We start from the raw sequence: 20355 nt of genomic DNA on the forward strand, positions 1-20355 counted from the left end.
TTATGAATAAAACTCCACAGAAGTAGCTCTATTCCTAACTGGAGTATCTTGCTCTTTTAACTCTTTTTGTTTTTTTTCTAAACTTGATTTTATGATTTGTTCATCCATAACTTTTTTTCTTTCTTGTTCTAAAAGTATTTTATTAGACAATTTTTCGATTTCTTTTTCAAGTTTTTCTATCTCATCTAAAAGAAGGTCTTTCTCAATAACTAAACTATTGTTATCATTTTTTAGTTGACCTAATCTTTCCTTGTACATTTTATTTTCTTTTTCAACAATTTCATTAAATTCTTTTAGATTTTTTATCTCTTGTTCTAAGATAACATTCTTTTTTATTAAGATAAGATTTTCACTCTTTAATCGTTCAGAGTCCTGCATTGCTAGTTTACTTAAAAGCTCATAATTCATAGAAAATCCTTTAAATAAAGATTAATATTATATTATACAATAAAATATGGTAATTTAGCATAAAACTTTAATATGTTAATATTTCAATTTTTAAAGGATTAAATATGGTAACAATAGATGTATTGGTATTGCTTGAAGTTGAAGAACTTAAAAATATAGAAATATTTGAAAAACATGTAAAGAAAGAAGGGTTTAAAAAAGTAGAAGATGAAGAGTTTGTATACACAGGAAGTTCAACAACTACAACTTTTTCTACAAAAGCTTATATATTAGAAGTTTTTAAAAAAGGTTTACAAAAAAGTGGTTTTGATAGTGCAAATTTAATCTTTTTATTAAATGAAACTCCTTATCCTCCTTATTATTATGATAAAGATACAAATGAATTTGAATTAGTAAAAGAAGATAAATAGTGAAAAATATTTATGAATTTTTAAAGAGTTTACAACATGAAAAAAGATTAAAAGAGTGCCAACTTTTAATAGTAAATGATGATGTTCAAGCACAAATTGCTAGTGATATTGTCTCATATTTAGGATTTAAACCTTTTGTTTTATCAGATTTTAGAGCAAATTTTGGAGATGATTTACTCTCTTTTAGTCAAGAAATACAAGAGATAACAAAAAGTTTAAGTGATTATTATAAATACAAAAAAGAGAATAAAATACTTATTTCTCCTATAAGAACTATTAGTTTTCCTTTACCAAAAGAGAAATGTTTTGATGAATTTAATATAAGTTTTGCAGATAAAATAAATATTGAAGAGTTTAAAAGTAAACTTTATAATTGGGGATATTATTTTGTAGATATTGTTACAAGTGAAGGAGAAATATCTATAAGAGGTGATATCATTGATATATGTCCTTTAGGAAGTGATTTTGGATATAGAGTAAGTTTATTTGATGATGAGGTTGAAAGTATCAGAAAATTTGATATAGAAGACCAAAAATCGCAAAAAGATGAGATTGAAAGTTTTTCTATAAATCCAGCATTTTTAGCACTTGATGAAGATACTTTTGAAGAGTTAAATGAAAAAGTACAAACAATTTCAAGTGATGCTTTTATAAAAGACATTCACTCTTTAGGTTTTTGGTATTTAGGTGATTTGGCTGAATATTTACCACAAAAACTAAACTCTTTTGTTTCACAAGAAGCTTTAAATGAACTTGATGAAGTTTATGTCTTTGAAGAAAAAAGAGTAAATAAAGATAAGTTTTTATTAACTCCACAAATTTATAGTAGCAAAAACTATCAAGAGATAAATCCTGCAAATGTAAAAGAGTTTATATCTTTTCATAAAGATAAAAAAATAACTATCATTTCAAACTCTGAAGCAAAGGTAAAATCAGTTGATTTGGATTTGAATGATAAAAGTATAAACTATATTTTTGAAAATTTGATACTAAATTTAATAGGTGATGATGAAGTTATTATTTCTCTAAATAAAGAGATAAAAAAAAGAAGAAAGAAAAAAGTAAAACTTGTCCTTGATGAACTACAATACAATGATTTTGTAGTGCATGAAAAACATGGAATTGGTCAATACAAAGGAATAGAACCAGTTGTTGTAATGGGAGCAAAAAGAGATTTTGTAGTTTTACAATATCAAGGAGAAGATAAACTTTTAATTCCTGTTGAAAACTTAGATACTATTGATAGATACGTTGCTGATGGAAGTTCTTATGCTATTGTTGATAAACTCGGTCGAGGAAGTTTTGCAAAATTAAAAGAGAAAGTAAAAGATAAACTTTTTAAAATAGCAAATGATATTATAAGACTAGCAGCTGCACGTGAACTTGTAAATGGAATAAAAATAGATATAAATAAAGATTTAATATCAACTTTTCAAAAAAGTTCTGGATTTGCTTACACAAAAGATCAAACTAGAAGTATAAATGAGATTTTTTCTGATTTAAGTAGTGGAAAAGTTATGGATAGGCTACTTTCAGGAGATGTTGGATTTGGGAAAACTGAAGTTGCTATGAATGCTTTAATAGCTGTTATAAATAGTGGTTTTCAAGCAATTTTTGTATGTCCTACTACACTTTTAGCCACTCAACACTTTCATAGTATTCAAAAAAGGTTTGAAAAATTTGATATTAATATTGCAAAATTAGATGGTAAAACTAGTTCAAAAGATAAAAATAGTATAAAAAAATCTTTTGAAAATGGTAGTTTAAAGATGATAATAGGAACACACTCTTTACTAGATATAAAATCTGATAATTTAGCACTTGTAATCATAGATGAAGAGCATAAGTTTGGAGTGAAACAAAAAGAGAAATTAAAAGCTTTAAGAGAAGATGTACATATTTTCTCTATGAGTGCAACACCAATACCAAGAACATTAAATTTAGCCTTATCAAAACTAAAAGGAATGAGTAGCCTTTTAACACCTCCTAGTGAAAGATTAGGAGTTAGAACTTATGTAAAAGAGTATAACGATAAACTTATAAAAGAGATAGTTTTAAGAGAAAAAAGAAGAGGTGGACAACTTTTTTATGTTCATAATAATATAGCCTCAATTGAAGCAAAGAAAAAAGATATAGAAGAGATTATTCCAAATATTAAAGTAGATATTATTCACTCTCAAATAAAACCAGATAAAGCTGAAAAAATAATTGAAGCTTTTGAAAACAAAGAGTTTGATATTTTACTTGCAACTTCTATTGTAGAATCAGGTATTCACTTACCAAATGCAAATTCTATAATTGTTGATGGTGCAGATAGATTTGGTATTGCAGATTTACATCAACTTAGAGGTCGTGTTGGAAGAAGTAATAAAGAAGGGTATTGTTACTATGTAGTTGAAGATAAAAAATCTATCACACAAGATGCAGTAAAAAGACTTGTTGCTTTAGAATCAAACTCTTATTTAGGAAGTGGAACTGCACTTGCTCATCAAGATTTAGAAATTAGAGGTGGTGGGAATATTATAGGGGTTGATCAAAGTGGACATATAAAACAAATAGGTTATGGTTTATATTTAAAAATGCTTGAAGATACCTTAGCAACTTTGAGTGGTGATAAAACTGAAGATAAAAAAACAGTGGATATAAAACTAGCTATTTCAGCTTATATAAGCCAAGAGTATATAAGTGAAGATAGAGTAAGGTTAGAACTTTATAGAAGGCTTAGTAAGGTTACTTCTAAAGAAGAATTATATGTTATTGAAGAAGAGATGGAAGATAGATTTGCTAAACCAGATATTCCAACAAAACAGTTTATAGAACTTATATTAATAAAAATATTAGCAAGTCAGAAAAATATACAAACAATAAGTTCTTATGAGATGAATATTACTTTTGTAAAAGAAGATAATACAAAAGAGAGTATAAAATCAAGAAGCAAAGATGATGACGATATTATAAATGCTACCTTAGAGTATTTAAGGAGATAAAATGTTAGATTTAGAATTTTCTGAATGCAGTAAAAATGATGTAAAAACTATTGTCGAAATAGTAAATAAAGCTTATAGAGGAGAGAAAACTGATAAAGCTTGGACAAGCGAATCTCATTTATTAAGTGGTAAAAGATTAAATGATAAAATGTTAGAAGGTATTTTAAAAGAACCAAATACAAAAACGTATATTGTAAAAAATATAGATAAAATTGTAGGTACTATTCAAACTAAACTTGAAAATGATGCTATACATATAGGTCTTTTTGCTATTGATACATCTATGCAATCAAGTGGAATAGGAAAACATTTATTGGAGTTTGCTGAAAGTACTTCTTCAAAGCTTTGGAATAAAAATATTTTTTTTATGGAAGTAATATCAAGTAGAAAAGATTTAATAGAATATTATAATAGAAGAGGTTATAAAAGTACAGATTCTTATATTGAATTTCCAAAGTCTGAACTGTGGACAACTTTAATAGATGATGAGTTAAAACTGTTAGTTTTAAAAAAAGTTAAAAATAGATTTTAAATGATATATAGATTATTAATTATTATTTTATTTTCACTAAGTTCTTTTGCTAATGATATAAAAACTATTGATTTTAATGGAGATATAGATTTAGTATTGGGAGATTTTTCAAAATCAAATTTAGAAAAGGTTTGTGATATCTCATATCCAAGTTTTTATAAGTTTTGGAAAGAAAGTCCTATTTTTAGTGAGAAAGATATAACTATTTGTAGTGAATTATTAGAAGATTATACACATAGTATAGGATTTTATAACTCTTTAATAACTTATGAAATAGATGAAGATAAAGCTACTTTTACTATTAAAAAGAATGAACAAATAAAAATATCTTCAATAAAAATAGATAATGAATATAAAAATTTAATAGAATTAAAAGTTGGAGATGGATTTGAATCTTCTAATTTTACAAATTCTAAAAAATATATCTTAAAATATTTAGGTGAAAAAGGTTATCCTAAAGCTGTTTTAGATGCAAAAGCTTATGTAGATATTGATGATTATAAAGTTGATATTGAATATAAAATTACAAAAAATGATATTCAATATTTTGGAGATGTTTATATTGAAAATAATGCTAATATTGATACTTCTTTTTTAGAAAAAAATATTGCATTTAATAAAGGAGAAGTATATAACTCAAATCTTATAGATAAAACTTATGAAAACTTATATAATTTTGGTATTTATAAATATATTGCAGTTGAACCAAATATAGATAGAGATGATAATATAGTTCCTGTAGATGTTAAACTTATCGAAGGTGATTATAGGGAAACTATGTATGGTTTTGGTTATGACACAGATACAAAATTTAGATTTAAAGCTCAATATAAAAATGAAAACTTTTTAGGAAATCTAAAGCAATTTACAATTGGAACGAAAGTAAATAGTGATGGATATAATATTTATAATAACCTTTATAATCCATATTTTATAAGAGATGATATATCTTTTAATAATGATATATCATATGAAGATATGGATTATAAAAGTTATTCACAAAAGAAAATCGAAGAAAAACTATCTTTTTCAAAAGATTTCTTTGGTTTATCTAACACAGCTGGAATTTTATTAGAACACTCTACAATAAAATCAGATTTACAATATTACAAAAGTGGAAGTTATCTTTTGAATTCATTTTTTTATGAAGCAATTTTTGATAGAAGAGATGATGTTTTAAATCCTAAAAATGGGTATTACTTATCATTTTATATTGAAAATGGGAGTAAATTATTAGCTAGTGAAATTGACTATATAAAAACTCTAAGTGAGTTTAGATATATAAAGACTTTTGATAAAGTTACAAGTTCATTTAAAACAAGTATAGGTACATTAAGTAAGGATTTACCTATCTTTAAACATTTCTTTGCTGGTGGAGATTACAGTAACCGTGGATATTCTTATCAAAAAGTAGGAAAAAAAGATTATGAAGATAAACCTTATGGTGGACTTTCTATGATTGATAGTAGCTTAGAATTTGAGTATGCCTTAAATAAAGATTTAGGTCTTGTAACATTTTTTGACTCTACAATGCTAAGCCTAGAAGAGAATAAATTTAATGATAAGTTTTATAACTCTTATGGAATTGGAGCTAGATATTATACTCCTATTGGACCTTTAAGAGTTGATTTAGGTTTTCCTGTTGATGAGGGTGGTTTTGTATTTCACATAGGAATAGGACAAGTATTTTGAAAATATTAAAAATTCTAAAATATTTATTTTTTATATTAGCTCTTATTTTTTGTATTAGCTTTTTATATGTTATTACTTCTAGTCAATTGACACAAAAAGTATTTGATTATATAAGTCTAGAACTCCCTTTAAAATATAGTAAAGTTGAAGGAAGTTTATACACTGGTATAAAAATAGAAGATTTAAACTACGATGATATGGTAAGAGCAAAAAGCTTTTATATAAAACCTAGTCTTTTATCTCTTTTAATCAAAGAAATTTATATATACGATTTAAAAATAGAAGATATTGTTTTAGAAGATAAATTATTCTCATTGTTAAATGAACCTAAAGATGAAGAACAAGATAGTAGTTTAGAAATACCATTTACTCTTATTATTAAAAACTTTGATGCAAATTTAAATGATTTTATCTATGAAGAACAAAAAATTGATGAGGTAAATTTAAGTATAAAAAATCTTAATTCAAATCTTAAAGATGCTGTAAGTGGAAATATCTTTACAATTATTAAATCAAATCTTGCAGATATTGAAGCTAGCATAAATTTAGATAAAAATAACTATAAACTTTTATCAAAAATAGATTTAAAAAAAGATGTACTAAGTAGTTTGTTAGTTGAAGCAAAAGGTAATTTAGAAAAATTTGATTTTAAAATAAATAGTAAAGAATTAAATATTGAAAATATCGAACAACAATTAAATATTGAAAATATAAATATTGTTGGGAATTATGATATAAAAGATTTAAATCTTGAAATTTCTAGCTTAACTTCAAATTTAAAATATGGTGAAATAAATTCTAATGTAGAAGCAAAAGCAAAGTTGTTAAATAATGACTTAGAAACTTTAACGTTTAATATAGATTTACAAACAACTATACAAAAAACGATTTTTGAAGCTTTACAAAAAGATTTATTTATTAAATCAAATTTTAGTGGAAATTTAAAAGAGATAACTTTTGCAAATAATTTAGAATCAAATGAGATAAATATAGATAAAACTTCTATAAAAATAGAAGACTCTCCTATTTTAAAAGGTATTTTAAAAATAGTTGATAAAAATATAGATGTTTTAGCTGATTCAACTATAAAAACAAATTTAGCAGACCAAAAATCAAAAATTGAGCTAAAATTAAATATAGACGAGATAGATAAGCTAAATATAAATTCAACAACTATGATAGAGAATATAAGAAATTATGAAGAATTTAACTTAAAAAATATAGGTAGTATCAAAATATTAAGTAGCTATAAAAAAGGTATTTTAGATATAGATTTAAACTCTAAAATAGTAGATTTATCGCTTAAAAGTAATAATCTTAAAAAATTTATATTTGAGACATATATAAAAAATATAAATCCAAATAACTTTTATGAACTTGATAAAAGTATAAATATTTCTAAAATTAATGGAAAAATAAAAGGTAATTTTGAAGAAAATTTGTCTTTAAATGCAGATATTGTTTTGAATGATTCCTTTAGTATAAATTCAAATTTTAAAACTAAAAAAGATAATTTTGAAGTAATATTAAAAAATAGTTCAATTTCATCTAATATAGAAAAATTAGGTGAAATAATAAATATAAAAGTAAATATAAAAGAACTTAAGAATTTTGAAAAAGAATTAAATAAAATCTTGGATATTCCAGCCTTAAATCTCTCTGGTTTAATAGATGCTAATTTACAGTTAGCTTCAAATAAAATAGATTTTGAATTAAATAGCCCAAAAATATCACTTGAAAATGAGAGTTTAGAAAAAATAAGTATAAAAGGAAATTTTAAAGAGGAAACTATTGTTTTTGATAGATTAGATTTTAGTATAGGTAAAACTTATGATATTAATTTACAAAAGAAATTAACTCTTTTACGTCCAGCTTTTTTTAATATTTCTAGTTTTGATGGTGATATAGCATTTGAAAATATTTTATTAAAAAGTTCAAAACAAGATAAAAATATAGTTTTAAATATAGTTACAAAAGATTTATTCTTAGAACATAGTTCTTATGCAAGCCTTATTTTAAATACTAATCTAAAAATAAATATAGATGAAGAAGATAATAAAATTTTTGTTTCTGGTGATGTAAAAGCAAATAATTTGAAAGCTTTTTATAATATTCCAGCTCTTAGTATTAGTAAAGATAAAGATATTGTAATTGTTTCAAAAAAAGATACTATTATTGAAAAAGATTTTTTTATAGATAATATTGGATTAGATCTCTTAATAATTGCAGATGAGGTAGAATATAATGTTAAAAATATTGATTTAAAAGCAAAAGTAAATTTAAATATAAAAAAAGAGTTTACTAAAGGTGTTAAAATATTTGGTTCTGTACAAGGTGTTGAAGGAACTTTTAGTGAACTTGGTAAAACATATCAGATATCTAATTCAAGTGTTAATTTTAAAGGATTAGAAGCTATAAATCCAATTTTAGATATAAAAGCTTCTACAAAAGTTGATAATATAGAAATATCTATTTTTATAAGTGGAACATTAGAAAATCCAAGACTTACTCTAAATTCAAATCCAATGATGAATCAAAAAGATATTTTATCATATTTAATTTTTGGAACAAACTTTGCAAGTGATTCAAAAAATACCCAAAGTAAACAATCTCAAGCTTCTTTATTTTTATTAAATGAACTTTCAAAAGATTATGCAAAAGAGTTAGGAGTAGATATGATATATTTTCAGTATGATCCAACAACTCAATATATAGAAACAAGTATTGGAAAAAATATAGGTGAAAAAAATAAAGTTGTATTAAAAAACAAATCTCAATCAGGGCAAATAATTTTGATGAGAGAACTTACAAAACTTTGGAATATAGAATTAGGATTTGAAGAAAAAACTCAAAGTTTAGATTTGATTTATAAAAAAAGGTATTAAATTTCTATTTCACAAACAACTTGTGCATGATCACTTTGTTTTAGTGTACCATTTTGATTTTTTTGTAAGTGTTCATCAAAAACTTTATAAGAAACTATTTTTTTTAATTCCTTTGATACAAAAATATAGTCTAAAACATTTCCTTTGCCTACAAAATAACTTGTAGGTACTCTTTTTATACCTTTGAATTCTGGATGAGGGTTGTAGATTTTTGGTTTATAAAGATTGTAAGCATCAAAAAGTAAATAGTTATTATCTTTTAAATTTATATTATAAAATTTATAATTTGTAAGTGCATCAATAGTTATAGAAAATTCTTTATCATTTAAATCACAAACTAAAATAGCTGGCGCCTTTAAAGATTTTATATCAAAGAAAAGATTTTTAGCTTCATTTATTCTTTGTTTTAACGAAAGTGAATAGTTATTTCTTAAAGCTAGTTCAACTCTTTTCTTCTTATCTTCTAAAGTATCATTTGGTGTGAAAATATATTCAAATTCATTTAATCTATTTGATTTTAAATGAGTTACATAAAAATAAATCTCTTTTTTATTTTCTAATTGTATTTTTGCTTTAATTGGTTCTCGTGAAAAAATAAAACCATCTTTTCTTTGTACCTTTTCTATAGATACGATTGGAAATTTTGATGCTATTGCGACTATTGTACTAATAAATACTTTTTCATTTTTACTATCTATTTTTGGAGAATCGACAATTTCAAAATATGAAAAGCCACAATCTTGAAGTAAGTTCTTTAAATCTTCACTTGAAAAGACTTCTTGAAAACCTATAATATCACAGTCCATTTTTAGTATTTGCTCTTTTATCCAAAGTTTTTTTTCTTCCCAATCAATATAGGAGAATTTATCTTTTTTAGTATAAAAAGAGAAGTTTGGATTACAAAATTGAAAAAGGTTAAATGTACCAACTGTTAAAATCATTTTGAAATATTAACTAAAAGAGATTAAGAAACCATTAAGATTTAGATTAAAAACCATTAAAAATATCTTGTAATAATTTCAAATATTAAAAAATAAGGAGTATTAGATGATGAAACAAAATGGAATCCTGATTTCAGGTAAAAGAATAGTTTTAAGTATGATTTTAGCTACATTATTAGGTGGAGCATTATATGCAAATTGTGATGTAGATAAAGGACATAAAGGTGATAGAACACATTTTTCAAAAGATAAGTTTAATAAACATTCAAAAGATGGACACTTTTTTGGAATGTTTAAAGAGTTAAATTTAACTGCTGAACAAAATGAAAAAATCAAAAATATTATCGAAGATATTAGAAAAGATAATAAATTTATAAATGAAGCATTTACAAAAGATAGTTTTGATAAAGCAAAATATAGTAAAATTATAAGTGAAAAAAGAGAGAATATGTTAAAATCACAAGTAGAAATTCTTGAAAAATCTTATGCTATATTAACGCCAAAACAAAAAGAGCAGTTAAAAGTTTTATTAGATTTAAAAGCAGAAAAGAAATAAGGATAAGTTTTGATAAAAATTGCAATGATTGAAGATGATTTAGAGTTAGCAGAAGTTCTATGTCAATACTTAAAGCAATTTCATATCGAAGTTACAAATTTTGAAGAGCCATTTTTGGCTCTTTGTGATTTGAAAATGAATAAATATGATTTGATAATTTTAGATTTAACTTTGCCAGGTATGGATGGATTAGATGTTTGTAAAAAAATAGTTGATGAATTCGATATCCCTATTATTATTTCTAGTGCAAGAAGTGATATTACAGATAAAGTAACAGCTTTAAAATTAGGAGCTGATGATTATTTACCAAAACCTTATGACCCAAGAGAATTGGAAGTTAGAATAAAAACAATTTTACGAAGATTTAATCACTCAAAAATTGAAGATGAAGATAAAACTAGCAAAAATTTTATTTTAGATGAAGAAAAAAGAGAGATAACAAAAAATAAAAATTATCTAAAATTAACTGCTGCTGAATATGAGATACTATCGTTACTTATAAAAAGAGAGAGTTTTATTGTAAGTAGAGAAGATATTTTTGAAAACTCTGATATTTTAAATCAAGATTATGAAAATTCTGGTTCATTAGCAGTTATTATAAATAGAATTAGAAATAAAATAGAAGATAATCCAAAAGATCCTAAATATCTTCAAACTATTCGTGGAATGGGATATAAATTTTTACAATGAACAGACAATCAATATTTTTTACGATAGTAGTAAGTTTTATAATATCTATTTTATTAGTAGTTATAAGTTTTATTGTACTTCTTACAAATAATTATCAAGAACATGAAAAACAGATTTTTGATAAATATTTTTCAGTTTCAAGAATGATAAATAGAGCTGAATTTAATTTTAATGATAAATTTGTAAAAAATCTTGAAGAGATGAATTATAAAGTTTATACAAAAAGAGATGATATAAAAATATTTGAAAATAATATAAAAGCAATTGTATTCTATGAAAGAATTCATCCAAAACATGGAGATATATTTAGGATATTGAAAGAGGATGAAACTTTTTATATATATTCAAAAGTAAAAGATAGTGAAGTTCTAATAAAAGATGAAAATAGCCCAAATAATAATGCTCAAATATATATTATTTTAGTTTTTTCTATTTTACTTATTACGATTGTACTTTTATATTTAATGACTTTAAAAAAACTCATACCTTTAAAAATTTTACAAGATAAGGTGAAAAATTTAGGAGATGAGAATTTTGATTTTGAATTTAATCAAACATCTTCAAAAGATGAAGTTTCACAACTTTCAATGGAGTTTAAAAAATCAGCTTTAAAACTTAAAAATTTAAAAGAAGCTAGAAATGTTTTTATACGAAATATTATGCATGAACTTAAAACTCCAATTACAAAAGGTAAATTTTTAACTCAATTAGAACAAAATGAACAAAATAATGAAAAATTAAAATCAGTTTTTGATAGATTGGAATCTTTGATAAATGAATTTGCAACTATTGAAGAGCTTATTTCATCAACTAATAATATAGAAAAAAAGAACTATTTTTTAGATGATATAATTGATAATGCAAAAGATATTTTAATGCCTGAAGATGATAGTGTTGTTTGTGAATATGATAATAGAAAACTAAATGTAAATTTCAAACTTTTTAGTATTGCACTAAAAAATCTAATAGATAATGGTATAAAATATTCAAATGATAGAAAAGTAATTGTAAAAAATGAAGATGAAAATATTATTGTTGAAAACTATGGAGAAGAGTTAAAGGAACCATTTTCACAATATTTAGAACCATTTTATGCAAATCAAGGTAGAAAAGATTCTTTTGGTTTAGGGCTTTATATTGTAAATAATATTTTAAAAGCGAATGGATATATTTTAAAATATGAATATAAAAATGGACTAAATAAATTTATTTGTGCAAAAGGATAAAAAATTTACGATATAGCAATAATTGGAGCAGGTGCAAGTGGTTTGATGTTTGCTTCAAACTTGGATAAAAAAAAGTACAAAAATATTTGTTTGATTGAATCTAATAATAAAGTAGGAGAGAAGATAAAAGTTTCTGGTGGTGCAAAGTGTAATATAACAAATGACTTTGTAACAAGAAATAACTATTTAGGAGATGAAAATTTTGTACAAAATATATTAGAAAAATTTTCAAAAGATGATTTATTAAAGTTCTTAAATAAAAATAATGTTTTTCCCAAAATAAATGAAAAGATAGTTAAAGGTACATATTTTTGTAACTCTTCACAAGATGTAATAGATATGTTTTCTTTTCTTACAACTCATATAAAAAAATATTTAGACACAAAAGTTTTAGATTTGGATTTTGATACAAATTTTAAAATCAAAACTTCAAGAGGAGTAATTGAAGCAAAAAAAGTTGTAGTTGCTAGTGGTGGATTGTCATTTTCTAGTTTAGGGGCTAGTCCTATTGCTTTTGATATTGCAAAAAAGTTTGGACATAGTATAAATAATACTGAACCAGCTTTAGTTGGATTTACGGTTCAAAAAGAGCAGTTTTGGTTTAAAAACTTAAGTGGAATTTCACTAAATGTAAAAGTTTTAGTAAATGATAAAGAGATTGAAGGAAGTTTACTTTTTGCTCACAAAGGTTGTTCTGGACCAGCTATTTTAACAACTTCATTATATTGGAAAAAAGGAAAAATTATAATAGATTTTTTACCAAATCAAAAACTAGAGAAGTTTTTAAAAGGTAATAAAAATATTTCATCTTCTCTTTGCCTTCCTAAAAGATTTATTCAAGAGTTTTTAGTATCTCAAAATTTAGAAGATAAATCTGTTTCAAAATTAACAAATGATGAGATAGAAAAATTAAAATTATTAAAAAATTATGAATTTAGTCCAGCAGGAAATTTTGGTTTTACAAAAGCAGAAGTTACAAAAGGTGGAATTTGTACAAATGAGATAAATAATATTACTTTTGAGAGTTTAAAACAAACTGGATTATACTTTTTAGGAGAATGTTTAGATATTACAGGAGAACTAGGAGGCTTTAATTTTCAAATAGTTTTTTCACAAGCTTTCATCTGTGCAAGAGAGTTAAATAATATCAGGTATTAAGTTATTTTTAGATAATCTATTGTCAATTTTAACAAATATAGGGTGGTTTTCATGTTTTTTGGAAATAAAGATAACGAAAAAAAGATATCATTGCTACAACAAGATATAGAAAAATTAAGGCAAGAGTTAGATATTAAAAATCAAGAATTAGAAAATATCAAAAACAGCTCTTTAGAGTTACAAAAGGTTACATCAAATAAAGATGAAATAATAGAGTTACTAAAAAATATAGCCTCTGTATCTCAAGAAGAAGGTTTAATTGTTTTTGATGAAAATGATAAAGTCTTTTTTGTAAATGATAATACAAGACGAAATTTATCAGATTTTTCACCAATTTTAAATGCTTTAAAAAGTGGTGAAGATAGTATAGTTTTAGAAGAGTGTGAAGTAAATATTGTTGTAAAAAAATATGGTAATTACAATATTGTATCTTTACGAAAAACATCAATTCATGATAACAAAGAAGATGGTCTTCTATCAAGACATAATAAAAATATGACAAAATCTCTAGGTGATACACAAACTACATATATGGATCTTCTTGAAGAGTTACAAGATATGCAAAAAGAATCAAAAGAAACTGCAAATGGTTCAACAGATGGCTTGCATTTAATTAAAGAAATAGTTTTAGATACAGATAATTTATATAAAGAAATAGCAACAGAAAATGAAGTTGTAAATTCACTTGTTGCAAAAAGTAAAGATATAGCACAAGTAATCAATATAATTCAAGAAATAGCTTTCCAAACAAATATATTATCATTAAATGCAGCAGTAGAAGCAGCAACTGCAGGAGAAGCAGGGAAAGGTTTTGCTGTTGTTGCTCAAGAAGTAAGAAATTTGGCTTCAAGAAGTGCTGATGCAGCAAAACAGATAAAAGATGTAGTAAATACTATACAAAGTGAAACAGAAAAAATAAAAGATAGTTCAGATGTTGTAACAAATGTTGTAAATGAAACAAAAAGTAGAATTAATTCTTTAAGCAAATTGATGTATACATTCCAGAAAAACTCAAATAGAGGAGTTTATGAAGTTGAGAGTATATCAAATAAAATTTTTATAAATCTTGCAAAACTTGATCACGTAATATATAAAAATAATTTATATCAGTTAATCTTTGGAAATGATAATAACTTTAAACCAGTGGATCACCATAATTGTAGATTAGGTAAATGGTATGATACTGGTTTAGGAAAAGAACAATTTAGTTTTGTTCCTTCTTACAAAGGTTTAGAAAAATATCACCATACAGTTCATCACGAAGCAAATATTTTAGCAAAAGAGTGTTCAGGAAATAGTGTGTCTTGTTCAAAACAGTTAATTGAAGATAAGATTGATTTAGTTGAAAAAGCAAGCCAACAAGTATTTATATATTTAGATAAAATTCTTGAAGAAAAAAATGAAGCAATTATGAAAGAAGCTGCAAAAACACTATTTGAAGGAGAAAAATAATATGAATACTAAATATTCAATAGCTTTAATTGATGATGAAGTAGAAATTTTAGATATGTTAAATAGATATTTATCAAGAAATCCAAATTTTACTATCTCATCTTTTTCAAACCCAGTTTCTGCTTTAAGTAATATGGAACATAGTAAATATGATATTATTTTACTTGATATTATGATGCCACAAATGAACGGTTTAGAGTTTTTAGAGAAAATAAAAGATAAGAATGAAGAGCAAAAAGTTATTATGATGACAGCGTATTCAACTTTAGATAAAGTTTTAAAGTCTCATAAAATTGGAGCTACAAATTATGTTATGAAACCTTTTAGTTCTCTTGATACTTTAGAAAAAAAGATACTTGAAGTTTTAAAAGATTAAATATGGATAATAAAAACCTAGTTTTTAGGTATTTTATATATTTTCTTACACTATTTATTTTTGTATTTTTTGTATTGGATTACTTCAAAGAAGATAAGATTAGTAATACAATTAAAAAATACGAAGATATAACTTTAAAAAATTATAATATATATTTAAAAGAGTTAGATAACACTGCAGAATTTATATATTTTAATGAATTTATAAGAGATAAAAAACTTATTGATATATTTCATATAGAAAATAAAGAAGAACTTTCTAGAAAATTGTATGATAGCTTTGAACCAAATTTCGCTTATTACAAAACTTTAGGACTTTTTGATATAAGTTTTTATTCAAACCAGAAAGAGCAAATTTTAAACTTTAAAGATATAAATTTTCAAGATAGTTTTGTTTTAAATTTAGTAGATAAAGTCATATCAACAAAAAAAGATATTATTGAATTTAAAAATAGACAAGAAGATAGTTATATTGTTTTTCTAAAACCAATAATTGATGATAAATTAAATTTAGTTGGAGTTATAAATATAGAGTTTGATTTTAAAATTATCTTAGATAAGTTAAATGATAATTTAGGATTAAATTATAAAAAAACTATTTTAAGTGATAAAGAAAATAATGAAAATCTTATTGAAATTTTTAGGTCACTTAATAATAAAAATATAGTTTATTTACAATTAGAAGATCTTAAAAATAGTCAAGATATTAATAAATTATATGTTTTTTATGATTGGTTATTTATATTTTGTGTTGTTTTATTAGCTTTTTATATATATGTTCTTTATAAGATAAAACTTTTAAAGCTCCAAAAAGATTTGGTACAACATAATTATGATGAATTATTTGAACAAGTAGATAACTATGTTTTAAAATTAGATACAGATTTAAAAGGACATATTGCTTATTCAACAAACTATTTATGTCAAGGTGCAGGATATTCAAAAGATGAAATTATTGGTAAAAATACAAATATTTTAAGACATCCTGACATAAGTCCAAGTTTTTATAGAAATATGTGGAGTGATTTGAAAGCTACAAAGAATTGGCAAGGTGAAGTAAAAAATAAAGATAAATTTGGAAACACTTATTGGGTAAGGGCTGTACTTTTTCCAAGATACAATTTTAAAAATGAACATATAGGTTATAGTTCTATTCAAACAGATATTACTGCAACTAAGCAGTTAGAAAAGATAAATAAATTTTTAAAAGATGAGTTATCTGTAAAGTTAAATGATTTAAGAATAAAAGACCAAAAAGTTTTAAATTCTACAAAAGTTGCTTTAATGTCAAAGATTTTGGATTCTCTTTCTCATCAATGGCAAATTCCAATTTCAAAAATCTCATTTGAATTACAAAAACTAAAAAAAGATAATTTAATAGAAGATGAACTAAATAGTATAAGAAATAATATAGATTTACAGTTAAAAGAGCTTTCAGATATGTTAAATGAAATAAAGATTATTTTTACACTAAGAGATAGTACAAATTCGAATCTTTATGAAGTAATAAAAGAGATAATAGAATCTATGAATTATGAAAATATTAAAATTAAATATGAAATAGATGAAAATATCAAGTTAAATATTGCAAAAAGTGAGTTAAAAAAAGTTATTAGCAATATTTTAAGAAGTATTGTAGAACAAGTAGAAACATATTCAATTCAAAGAGTTACTATAAAGTTAAGTATAAAAAATGATAGTGATGATATTGTATTAAAAATAGAAGATAATATAAAAGATATGAGAAAAAAAGTTTATCTAGATAATATATTGAAATTTGAAGATGAAAAATATTTGGATACAAAGCTATATTTAGCAAAACTTTTAATGGAAAAAAATCAAGCAATTTTTTGGTGTAATAATAGTTTAGAAAAAACTTCATATTATATAAAATTTAAAAAGAGTAAGAAATGAATAAGATACTTTATATAAAATTCTTTAGAGTATTTTTAGCACTAACTTTTGTTTTATTACTTCTAATTACTTTTGTTTTTGATAACTTTTACTTGTCTTTTTTTGAAAAAAAAGATTCTTTAAAAAAAGAGATTACATCTCAAATTCAAGAAAAAGAACTCTCTTTTTATATTAAATCTTATGATGATAAAATAAAATTTATTGAATCTATTATTTCAAAACAGAAAAATTTAGATGATATAACTACTTTTATAAAAAATAGTATATTTAAAGATGAAAATATATTAGATTTTAAAATAGTTGGATTTGATTCAAAAGAGATATTAAAATTAAAAAATTATAGTCAAAATGAAGATGAAAAATTGAGATCTTTATATTTTGAAGAGTATTTTAAATATTTACAATCTTTAAATGAATTTGAAATATATCATTTTTATGACACTAAAACACAAATAAATTTTGCAATAAGAGGAGAAATAAATTTTTATATTCTCAAAGTAGATTTAACAAATATTTTAAATAATATATCAAATTCTTCTATAAAATATACAGATAAAAATGATTTTTTTAAAGAAGATTATAAGTACTTTATATTTGCAATTTTATATATTTTTGCACTTATCTTGGCATTTTTCTTTATAAAACAAAGTAAAAAGATTGAACTTGAAAATCAGAAATTAAATTTTGACATAAATAAAACAGATACAGCCTTAAATAAAAATCAAAAAATTATGGATAAATATATTATGTATATTCAGATTGATTACAAAGGTGCAATTCTTGAAGTTAGTCAAGCATTTTGTAGTTTTGTAGGATTTTCAAGAAGTGAATTAATTGGAAATAGTTATAAACTGTTTTTTTATAAAGATATACAAAAATCTTTTAGAAAAAGAGCTAAAGATATTTCTAATAAAGATAATTTCCAACTTAAGAATTTAAAAGGACGAACTAAAAATGGTGAGTTTCTTTGGGCTGATATTCTTATTGAAGAGCAAATATTAGATGATGAAACAAAAGTTTATAACATAATATGCCAGGATGTAACAGATAAAAAAAGAACATATCTTTTATATAAAAATTTAAATATGAAGATTGAAGAGTATGATGCAATCTTTGAAAATGTTCATAGTGGAATAGCTCTTTTGACTTTAGATTTTAGGTTTGTAAAATTGAATAATCAAATGACTAATCTTTTAGGTTTTAAAGAAAAAGAACTTTTAAATATGACACCTCTTGATATTGTCAATAATAGTTCTAAAGGTATGCTAACAAAAATTTTAACAGATATTCATGAGTTTACAAATATTTCAAAATTAGAGTATGTTTTTACAAAAAAAGATGGAACACCTCTTCATTTAGAACTTTCTTTAATTTTAATGTTAAGAAGACAAAGAATTATTTTTATTATAAATTCAATTGAAGATAGAATAGAGTTAAAAGAGTTAAATGCAAATTTAGAAAATACAATAAAAAAAGAGATAGAAAGAAGTAAAGCAAAAGATAAAATTCATCATCAAGAGCAATTAAAAAGTGCAAAATTGAGCTATATTGGTATGTTATCAGCTGGAATTACTCATGAGATAAATACTCCACTGACTTATATAAAAGGTAATTTGGAGTTAATGCAGTTTGATATTGAAGATTTACCAAATTCTAATATTAAAGATAGAATGCTAAATGATAGCAAGAAGATCAAAGATGGTATAAATAGAATTGCAAATATTGTAGAATCAATGAGAGAAATTTCACATTCAAATGAAGAAATAAAAGGTAGTTTTAATATATATTCTACTTTACTAACAGCTTTAACAATGGCTCATAACCGAGCAAAACATATAAGTAAAATATATATAAATGATGATTTATTTAGTATTGATAATATTAAAAATGATAAATTTTCTTTTTTTAGTTGTATTCAAAAACAAAGAGTTGAGCAAATTTGGATTATAATTATAAATAATGCTCTTGATGAATTAGTTAAAATTGAAGATTATGAAAAAAGAGAACTTAGAATTAATATTTTTGAAGAAGATGATTTTATAATTGTTAAATTCAAGGATAATGCAAAAGGTTTAAGTAAAGATATTCTAAATAAACTTTTTGAACCTTTTACAAGTTCTAAAGAATCTGGTGGAATGGGAATAGGTTTATCAATTGCTAAAAAAATTGTTGAAGAGCATAAAGGTGATATAAGAGCATATAATGAAAATGGTGCAGTTTTTGAAGTGAAATTAAAAAAATATAAAGAAGAAGAGAGTATATGAGAATAGGATTTATAGGAGACATTGTCGGACGTCCAGGAAGAAAAATAATAAAAGAGAGTTTAGAAAAAATAAAAGAAGAATATAAAATAGATTTTATTATTGCAAATGGAGAAAATGCAAGTCATGGTTTTGGGCTTACAATAGATAGTGCAAAAGAACTTTTTAAAAGTGGAATAGATGTAATAACTGGTGGAAATCATAGTTTTGATAAGAAAAAAGATATGAATTTATTACTTGAAGAAGGAAATGTATTAAGGCCAGCTAATTATCCAGATGGTGTTATTGGAACAGGTTTAAAAATTTGTGATGTAAAAGTTGGGCAAAATATAGAAAAACTAGCAGTTATAAATCTAATGGGGCAATATTCAATGCCTATAGTTGATAATCCTTTTAATTTAGCAACAAAATTAATAAAAGATTTAGAAGAACAAAATATTAAAAATATCTTTATAGATTTTCATGGAGAAGCAACAAGTGAAAAAAGAGTTATGCTTATGATGTTTAAGGGAAAAGTTAGTGCTATTTGTGGAACTCATACTCATGTTGGTACAGATGATTTACAAATATTTGAGAATACTGCTTATCTAACAGATATTGGGCTTACAGGTTGTTTTGATAATGTTATAGGAATGGATAGTTTTGCTCCAATTCAAAGAGCAACATTAGGTGTTGGTGGACACTTTGAAGTTCCAAACTCTTGTAAGTCCATTTTACAAATTATGATTATAGACATAGAAGATGGCTCTGCAAAAAATAGTTTTAAAATAAAAAAATATTGTAATAGTAGTGAACTTCACATTAGCAATGCAATTATTGTTTAATCATAGTTTAGATAAAATCTAAGAATATTTGCTTAAAAAAGGTT

At 23.6% G+C, this 20355-nt stretch carries 16 protein-coding genes; 14 read left to right on the forward strand and 2 right to left on the reverse strand.

From position 1 onward, the window contains the following. Complete coding sequence (locus tag ALANTH_RS02315; protein ID WP_026803247.1) at nucleotides 1–408, reverse strand: hypothetical protein; 408 nt, start codon at nucleotides 406–408, stop codon at nucleotides 1–3. Nucleotides 409–512: 104 nt separating this feature from the next. Here ALANTH_RS02315 and ALANTH_RS02320 point away from each other — a divergent pair, with 104 nt between their 5' ends. Genes ALANTH_RS02320 through ALANTH_RS02340 form a run of 5 tightly spaced genes read left to right on the forward strand, consistent with a single transcriptional unit; the run spans nucleotide 513 to nucleotide 8914 of the window. Further along, nucleotides 513–818: a hypothetical protein gene (locus ALANTH_RS02320; protein ID WP_026803248.1), complete on the forward strand. Its 306-nt coding sequence runs from the start codon at nucleotides 513–515 to the stop codon at nucleotides 816–818. After that, entirely contained in the window at nucleotides 818–3805 is a 2988-nt protein-coding gene (mfd, locus tag ALANTH_RS02325; RefSeq protein WP_026807370.1) for a transcription-repair coupling factor, read from the forward strand. Before ALANTH_RS02320 ends, mfd begins: the two co-directional genes overlap by 1 nt. Before the next feature lies 1 nt (nucleotide 3806). Continuing rightward, entirely contained in the window at nucleotides 3807–4337 is a 531-nt protein-coding gene (locus ALANTH_RS02330) for a GNAT family N-acetyltransferase (RefSeq protein ID WP_026807371.1), read from the forward strand. Then, nucleotides 4338–6029: an autotransporter assembly complex protein TamA gene (locus ALANTH_RS02335; protein WP_026807372.1), complete on the forward strand. Its 1692-nt coding sequence runs from the start codon at nucleotides 4338–4340 to the stop codon at nucleotides 6027–6029. It abuts the gene before it with no gap. Next, nucleotides 6026–8914: a translocation/assembly module TamB domain-containing protein gene (locus ALANTH_RS02340; RefSeq protein WP_026807373.1), complete on the forward strand. Its 2889-nt coding sequence runs from the start codon at nucleotides 6026–6028 to the stop codon at nucleotides 8912–8914. Before ALANTH_RS02335 ends, ALANTH_RS02340 begins: the two co-directional genes overlap by 4 nt. On the opposite strand, the gene ALANTH_RS02345 is transcribed toward ALANTH_RS02340, so the two are convergent. Beyond that, nucleotides 8911–9855 carry an endonuclease/exonuclease/phosphatase family protein gene (locus ALANTH_RS02345; protein ID WP_026807374.1) on the reverse strand — a complete coding sequence of 315 codons (945 nt, stop codon included), beginning with the start codon at nucleotides 9853–9855 and terminating at the stop codon, nucleotides 8911–8913. The two genes, ALANTH_RS02340 and ALANTH_RS02345, sit on opposite strands and share 4 nt — an antisense overlap. 106 nt (nucleotides 9856–9961) lie before the next feature. Between ALANTH_RS02345 and ALANTH_RS02350 the strand changes: the two genes are divergently transcribed. Genes ALANTH_RS02350 through ALANTH_RS02390 form a run of 9 tightly spaced genes read left to right on the forward strand, consistent with a single transcriptional unit; the run spans nucleotide 9962 to nucleotide 20311 of the window. Next, on the forward strand, nucleotides 9962–10411 hold the full coding sequence (locus ALANTH_RS02350) for a Spy/CpxP family protein refolding chaperone (protein WP_172658488.1): 450 nt from the start codon (nucleotides 9962–9964) through the stop codon (nucleotides 10409–10411). A gap of 9 nt (nucleotides 10412–10420) precedes the next feature. Next, entirely contained in the window at nucleotides 10421–11101 is a 681-nt protein-coding gene (locus ALANTH_RS02355; RefSeq protein WP_026807376.1) for a response regulator transcription factor, read from the forward strand. Continuing rightward, nucleotides 11098–12327: an ArsS family sensor histidine kinase gene (locus ALANTH_RS02360; RefSeq protein WP_026807377.1), complete on the forward strand. Its 1230-nt coding sequence runs from the start codon at nucleotides 11098–11100 to the stop codon at nucleotides 12325–12327. Before ALANTH_RS02355 ends, ALANTH_RS02360 begins: the two co-directional genes overlap by 4 nt. A gap of 21 nt (nucleotides 12328–12348) precedes the next feature. Next, on the forward strand, nucleotides 12349–13485 hold the full coding sequence (locus tag ALANTH_RS02365; RefSeq protein WP_228133184.1) for a BaiN/RdsA family NAD(P)/FAD-dependent oxidoreductase: 1137 nt from the start codon (nucleotides 12349–12351) through the stop codon (nucleotides 13483–13485). 51 nt (nucleotides 13486–13536) lie between these two features. Continuing rightward, on the forward strand, nucleotides 13537–14937 hold the full coding sequence (locus ALANTH_RS02370; RefSeq protein ID WP_026807379.1) for a methyl-accepting chemotaxis protein: 1401 nt from the start codon (nucleotides 13537–13539) through the stop codon (nucleotides 14935–14937). Between the two features lies 1 nt (nucleotide 14938). Next, a complete protein-coding gene (locus ALANTH_RS02375) occupies nucleotides 14939–15313 on the forward strand; it encodes a response regulator (protein WP_026803259.1) in 375 nt (124 codons plus the stop codon). Nucleotides 15314–15315: 2 nt separating this feature from the next. Next, nucleotides 15316–17226, forward strand: a complete 1911-nt coding sequence (locus ALANTH_RS02380; protein WP_026807380.1) for a PAS domain-containing protein — start codon at nucleotides 15316–15318, stop codon at nucleotides 17224–17226. Next, a complete protein-coding gene (locus ALANTH_RS02385; protein WP_026807381.1) occupies nucleotides 17223–19490 on the forward strand; it encodes a PAS domain-containing sensor histidine kinase in 2268 nt (755 codons plus the stop codon). The genes ALANTH_RS02380 and ALANTH_RS02385 overlap by 4 nt, the downstream gene beginning before the upstream one ends. Next, on the forward strand, nucleotides 19487–20311 hold the full coding sequence (locus ALANTH_RS02390; RefSeq protein WP_026807382.1) for a TIGR00282 family metallophosphoesterase: 825 nt from the start codon (nucleotides 19487–19489) through the stop codon (nucleotides 20309–20311). The genes ALANTH_RS02385 and ALANTH_RS02390 overlap by 4 nt, the downstream gene beginning before the upstream one ends. Nucleotides 20312–20355 lie beyond the last annotated feature (44 nt).

This window comes from Aliarcobacter lanthieri (assembly GCF_013201625.1).
In the GTDB taxonomy this organism is placed as follows: domain Bacteria; phylum Campylobacterota; class Campylobacteria; order Campylobacterales; family Arcobacteraceae; genus Aliarcobacter; species Aliarcobacter lanthieri.

What these genes read in the sequence shown, in the direction of transcription:
- ALANTH_RS02375 (WP_026803259.1), top strand. Translation starts at nt 14,939, where the DNA reads ATGAATACTAAATATTCAATAGCTTTAATTGATGATGAAGTAGAAATT.
- ALANTH_RS02360 (WP_026807377.1), top strand. Translation starts at nt 11,098, where the DNA reads ATGAACAGACAATCAATATTTTTTACGATAGTAGTAAGTTTTATAATA.
- ALANTH_RS02380 (WP_026807380.1), top strand. Translation starts at nt 15,316, where the DNA reads ATGGATAATAAAAACCTAGTTTTTAGGTATTTTATATATTTTCTTACA.
- ALANTH_RS02335 (WP_026807372.1), top strand. Translation starts at nt 4,338, where the DNA reads ATGATATATAGATTATTAATTATTATTTTATTTTCACTAAGTTCTTTT.
- ALANTH_RS02320 (WP_026803248.1), top strand. Translation starts at nt 513, where the DNA reads ATGGTAACAATAGATGTATTGGTATTGCTTGAAGTTGAAGAACTTAAA.
- ALANTH_RS02345 (WP_026807374.1), bottom strand. Translation starts at nt 9,855, where the DNA reads ATGATTTTAACAGTTGGTACATTTAACCTTTTTCAATTTTGTAATCCA.
- ALANTH_RS02370 (WP_026807379.1), top strand. Translation starts at nt 13,537, where the DNA reads ATGTTTTTTGGAAATAAAGATAACGAAAAAAAGATATCATTGCTACAA.
- ALANTH_RS02350 (WP_172658488.1), top strand. Translation starts at nt 9,962, where the DNA reads ATGATGAAACAAAATGGAATCCTGATTTCAGGTAAAAGAATAGTTTTA.
- ALANTH_RS02315 (WP_026803247.1), bottom strand. Translation starts at nt 408, where the DNA reads ATGAATTATGAGCTTTTAAGTAAACTAGCAATGCAGGACTCTGAACGA.
- ALANTH_RS02330 (WP_026807371.1), top strand. Translation starts at nt 3,807, where the DNA reads ATGTTAGATTTAGAATTTTCTGAATGCAGTAAAAATGATGTAAAAACT.
- ALANTH_RS02385 (WP_026807381.1), top strand. Translation starts at nt 17,223, where the DNA reads ATGAATAAGATACTTTATATAAAATTCTTTAGAGTATTTTTAGCACTA.
- ALANTH_RS02390 (WP_026807382.1), top strand. Translation starts at nt 19,487, where the DNA reads ATGAGAATAGGATTTATAGGAGACATTGTCGGACGTCCAGGAAGAAAA.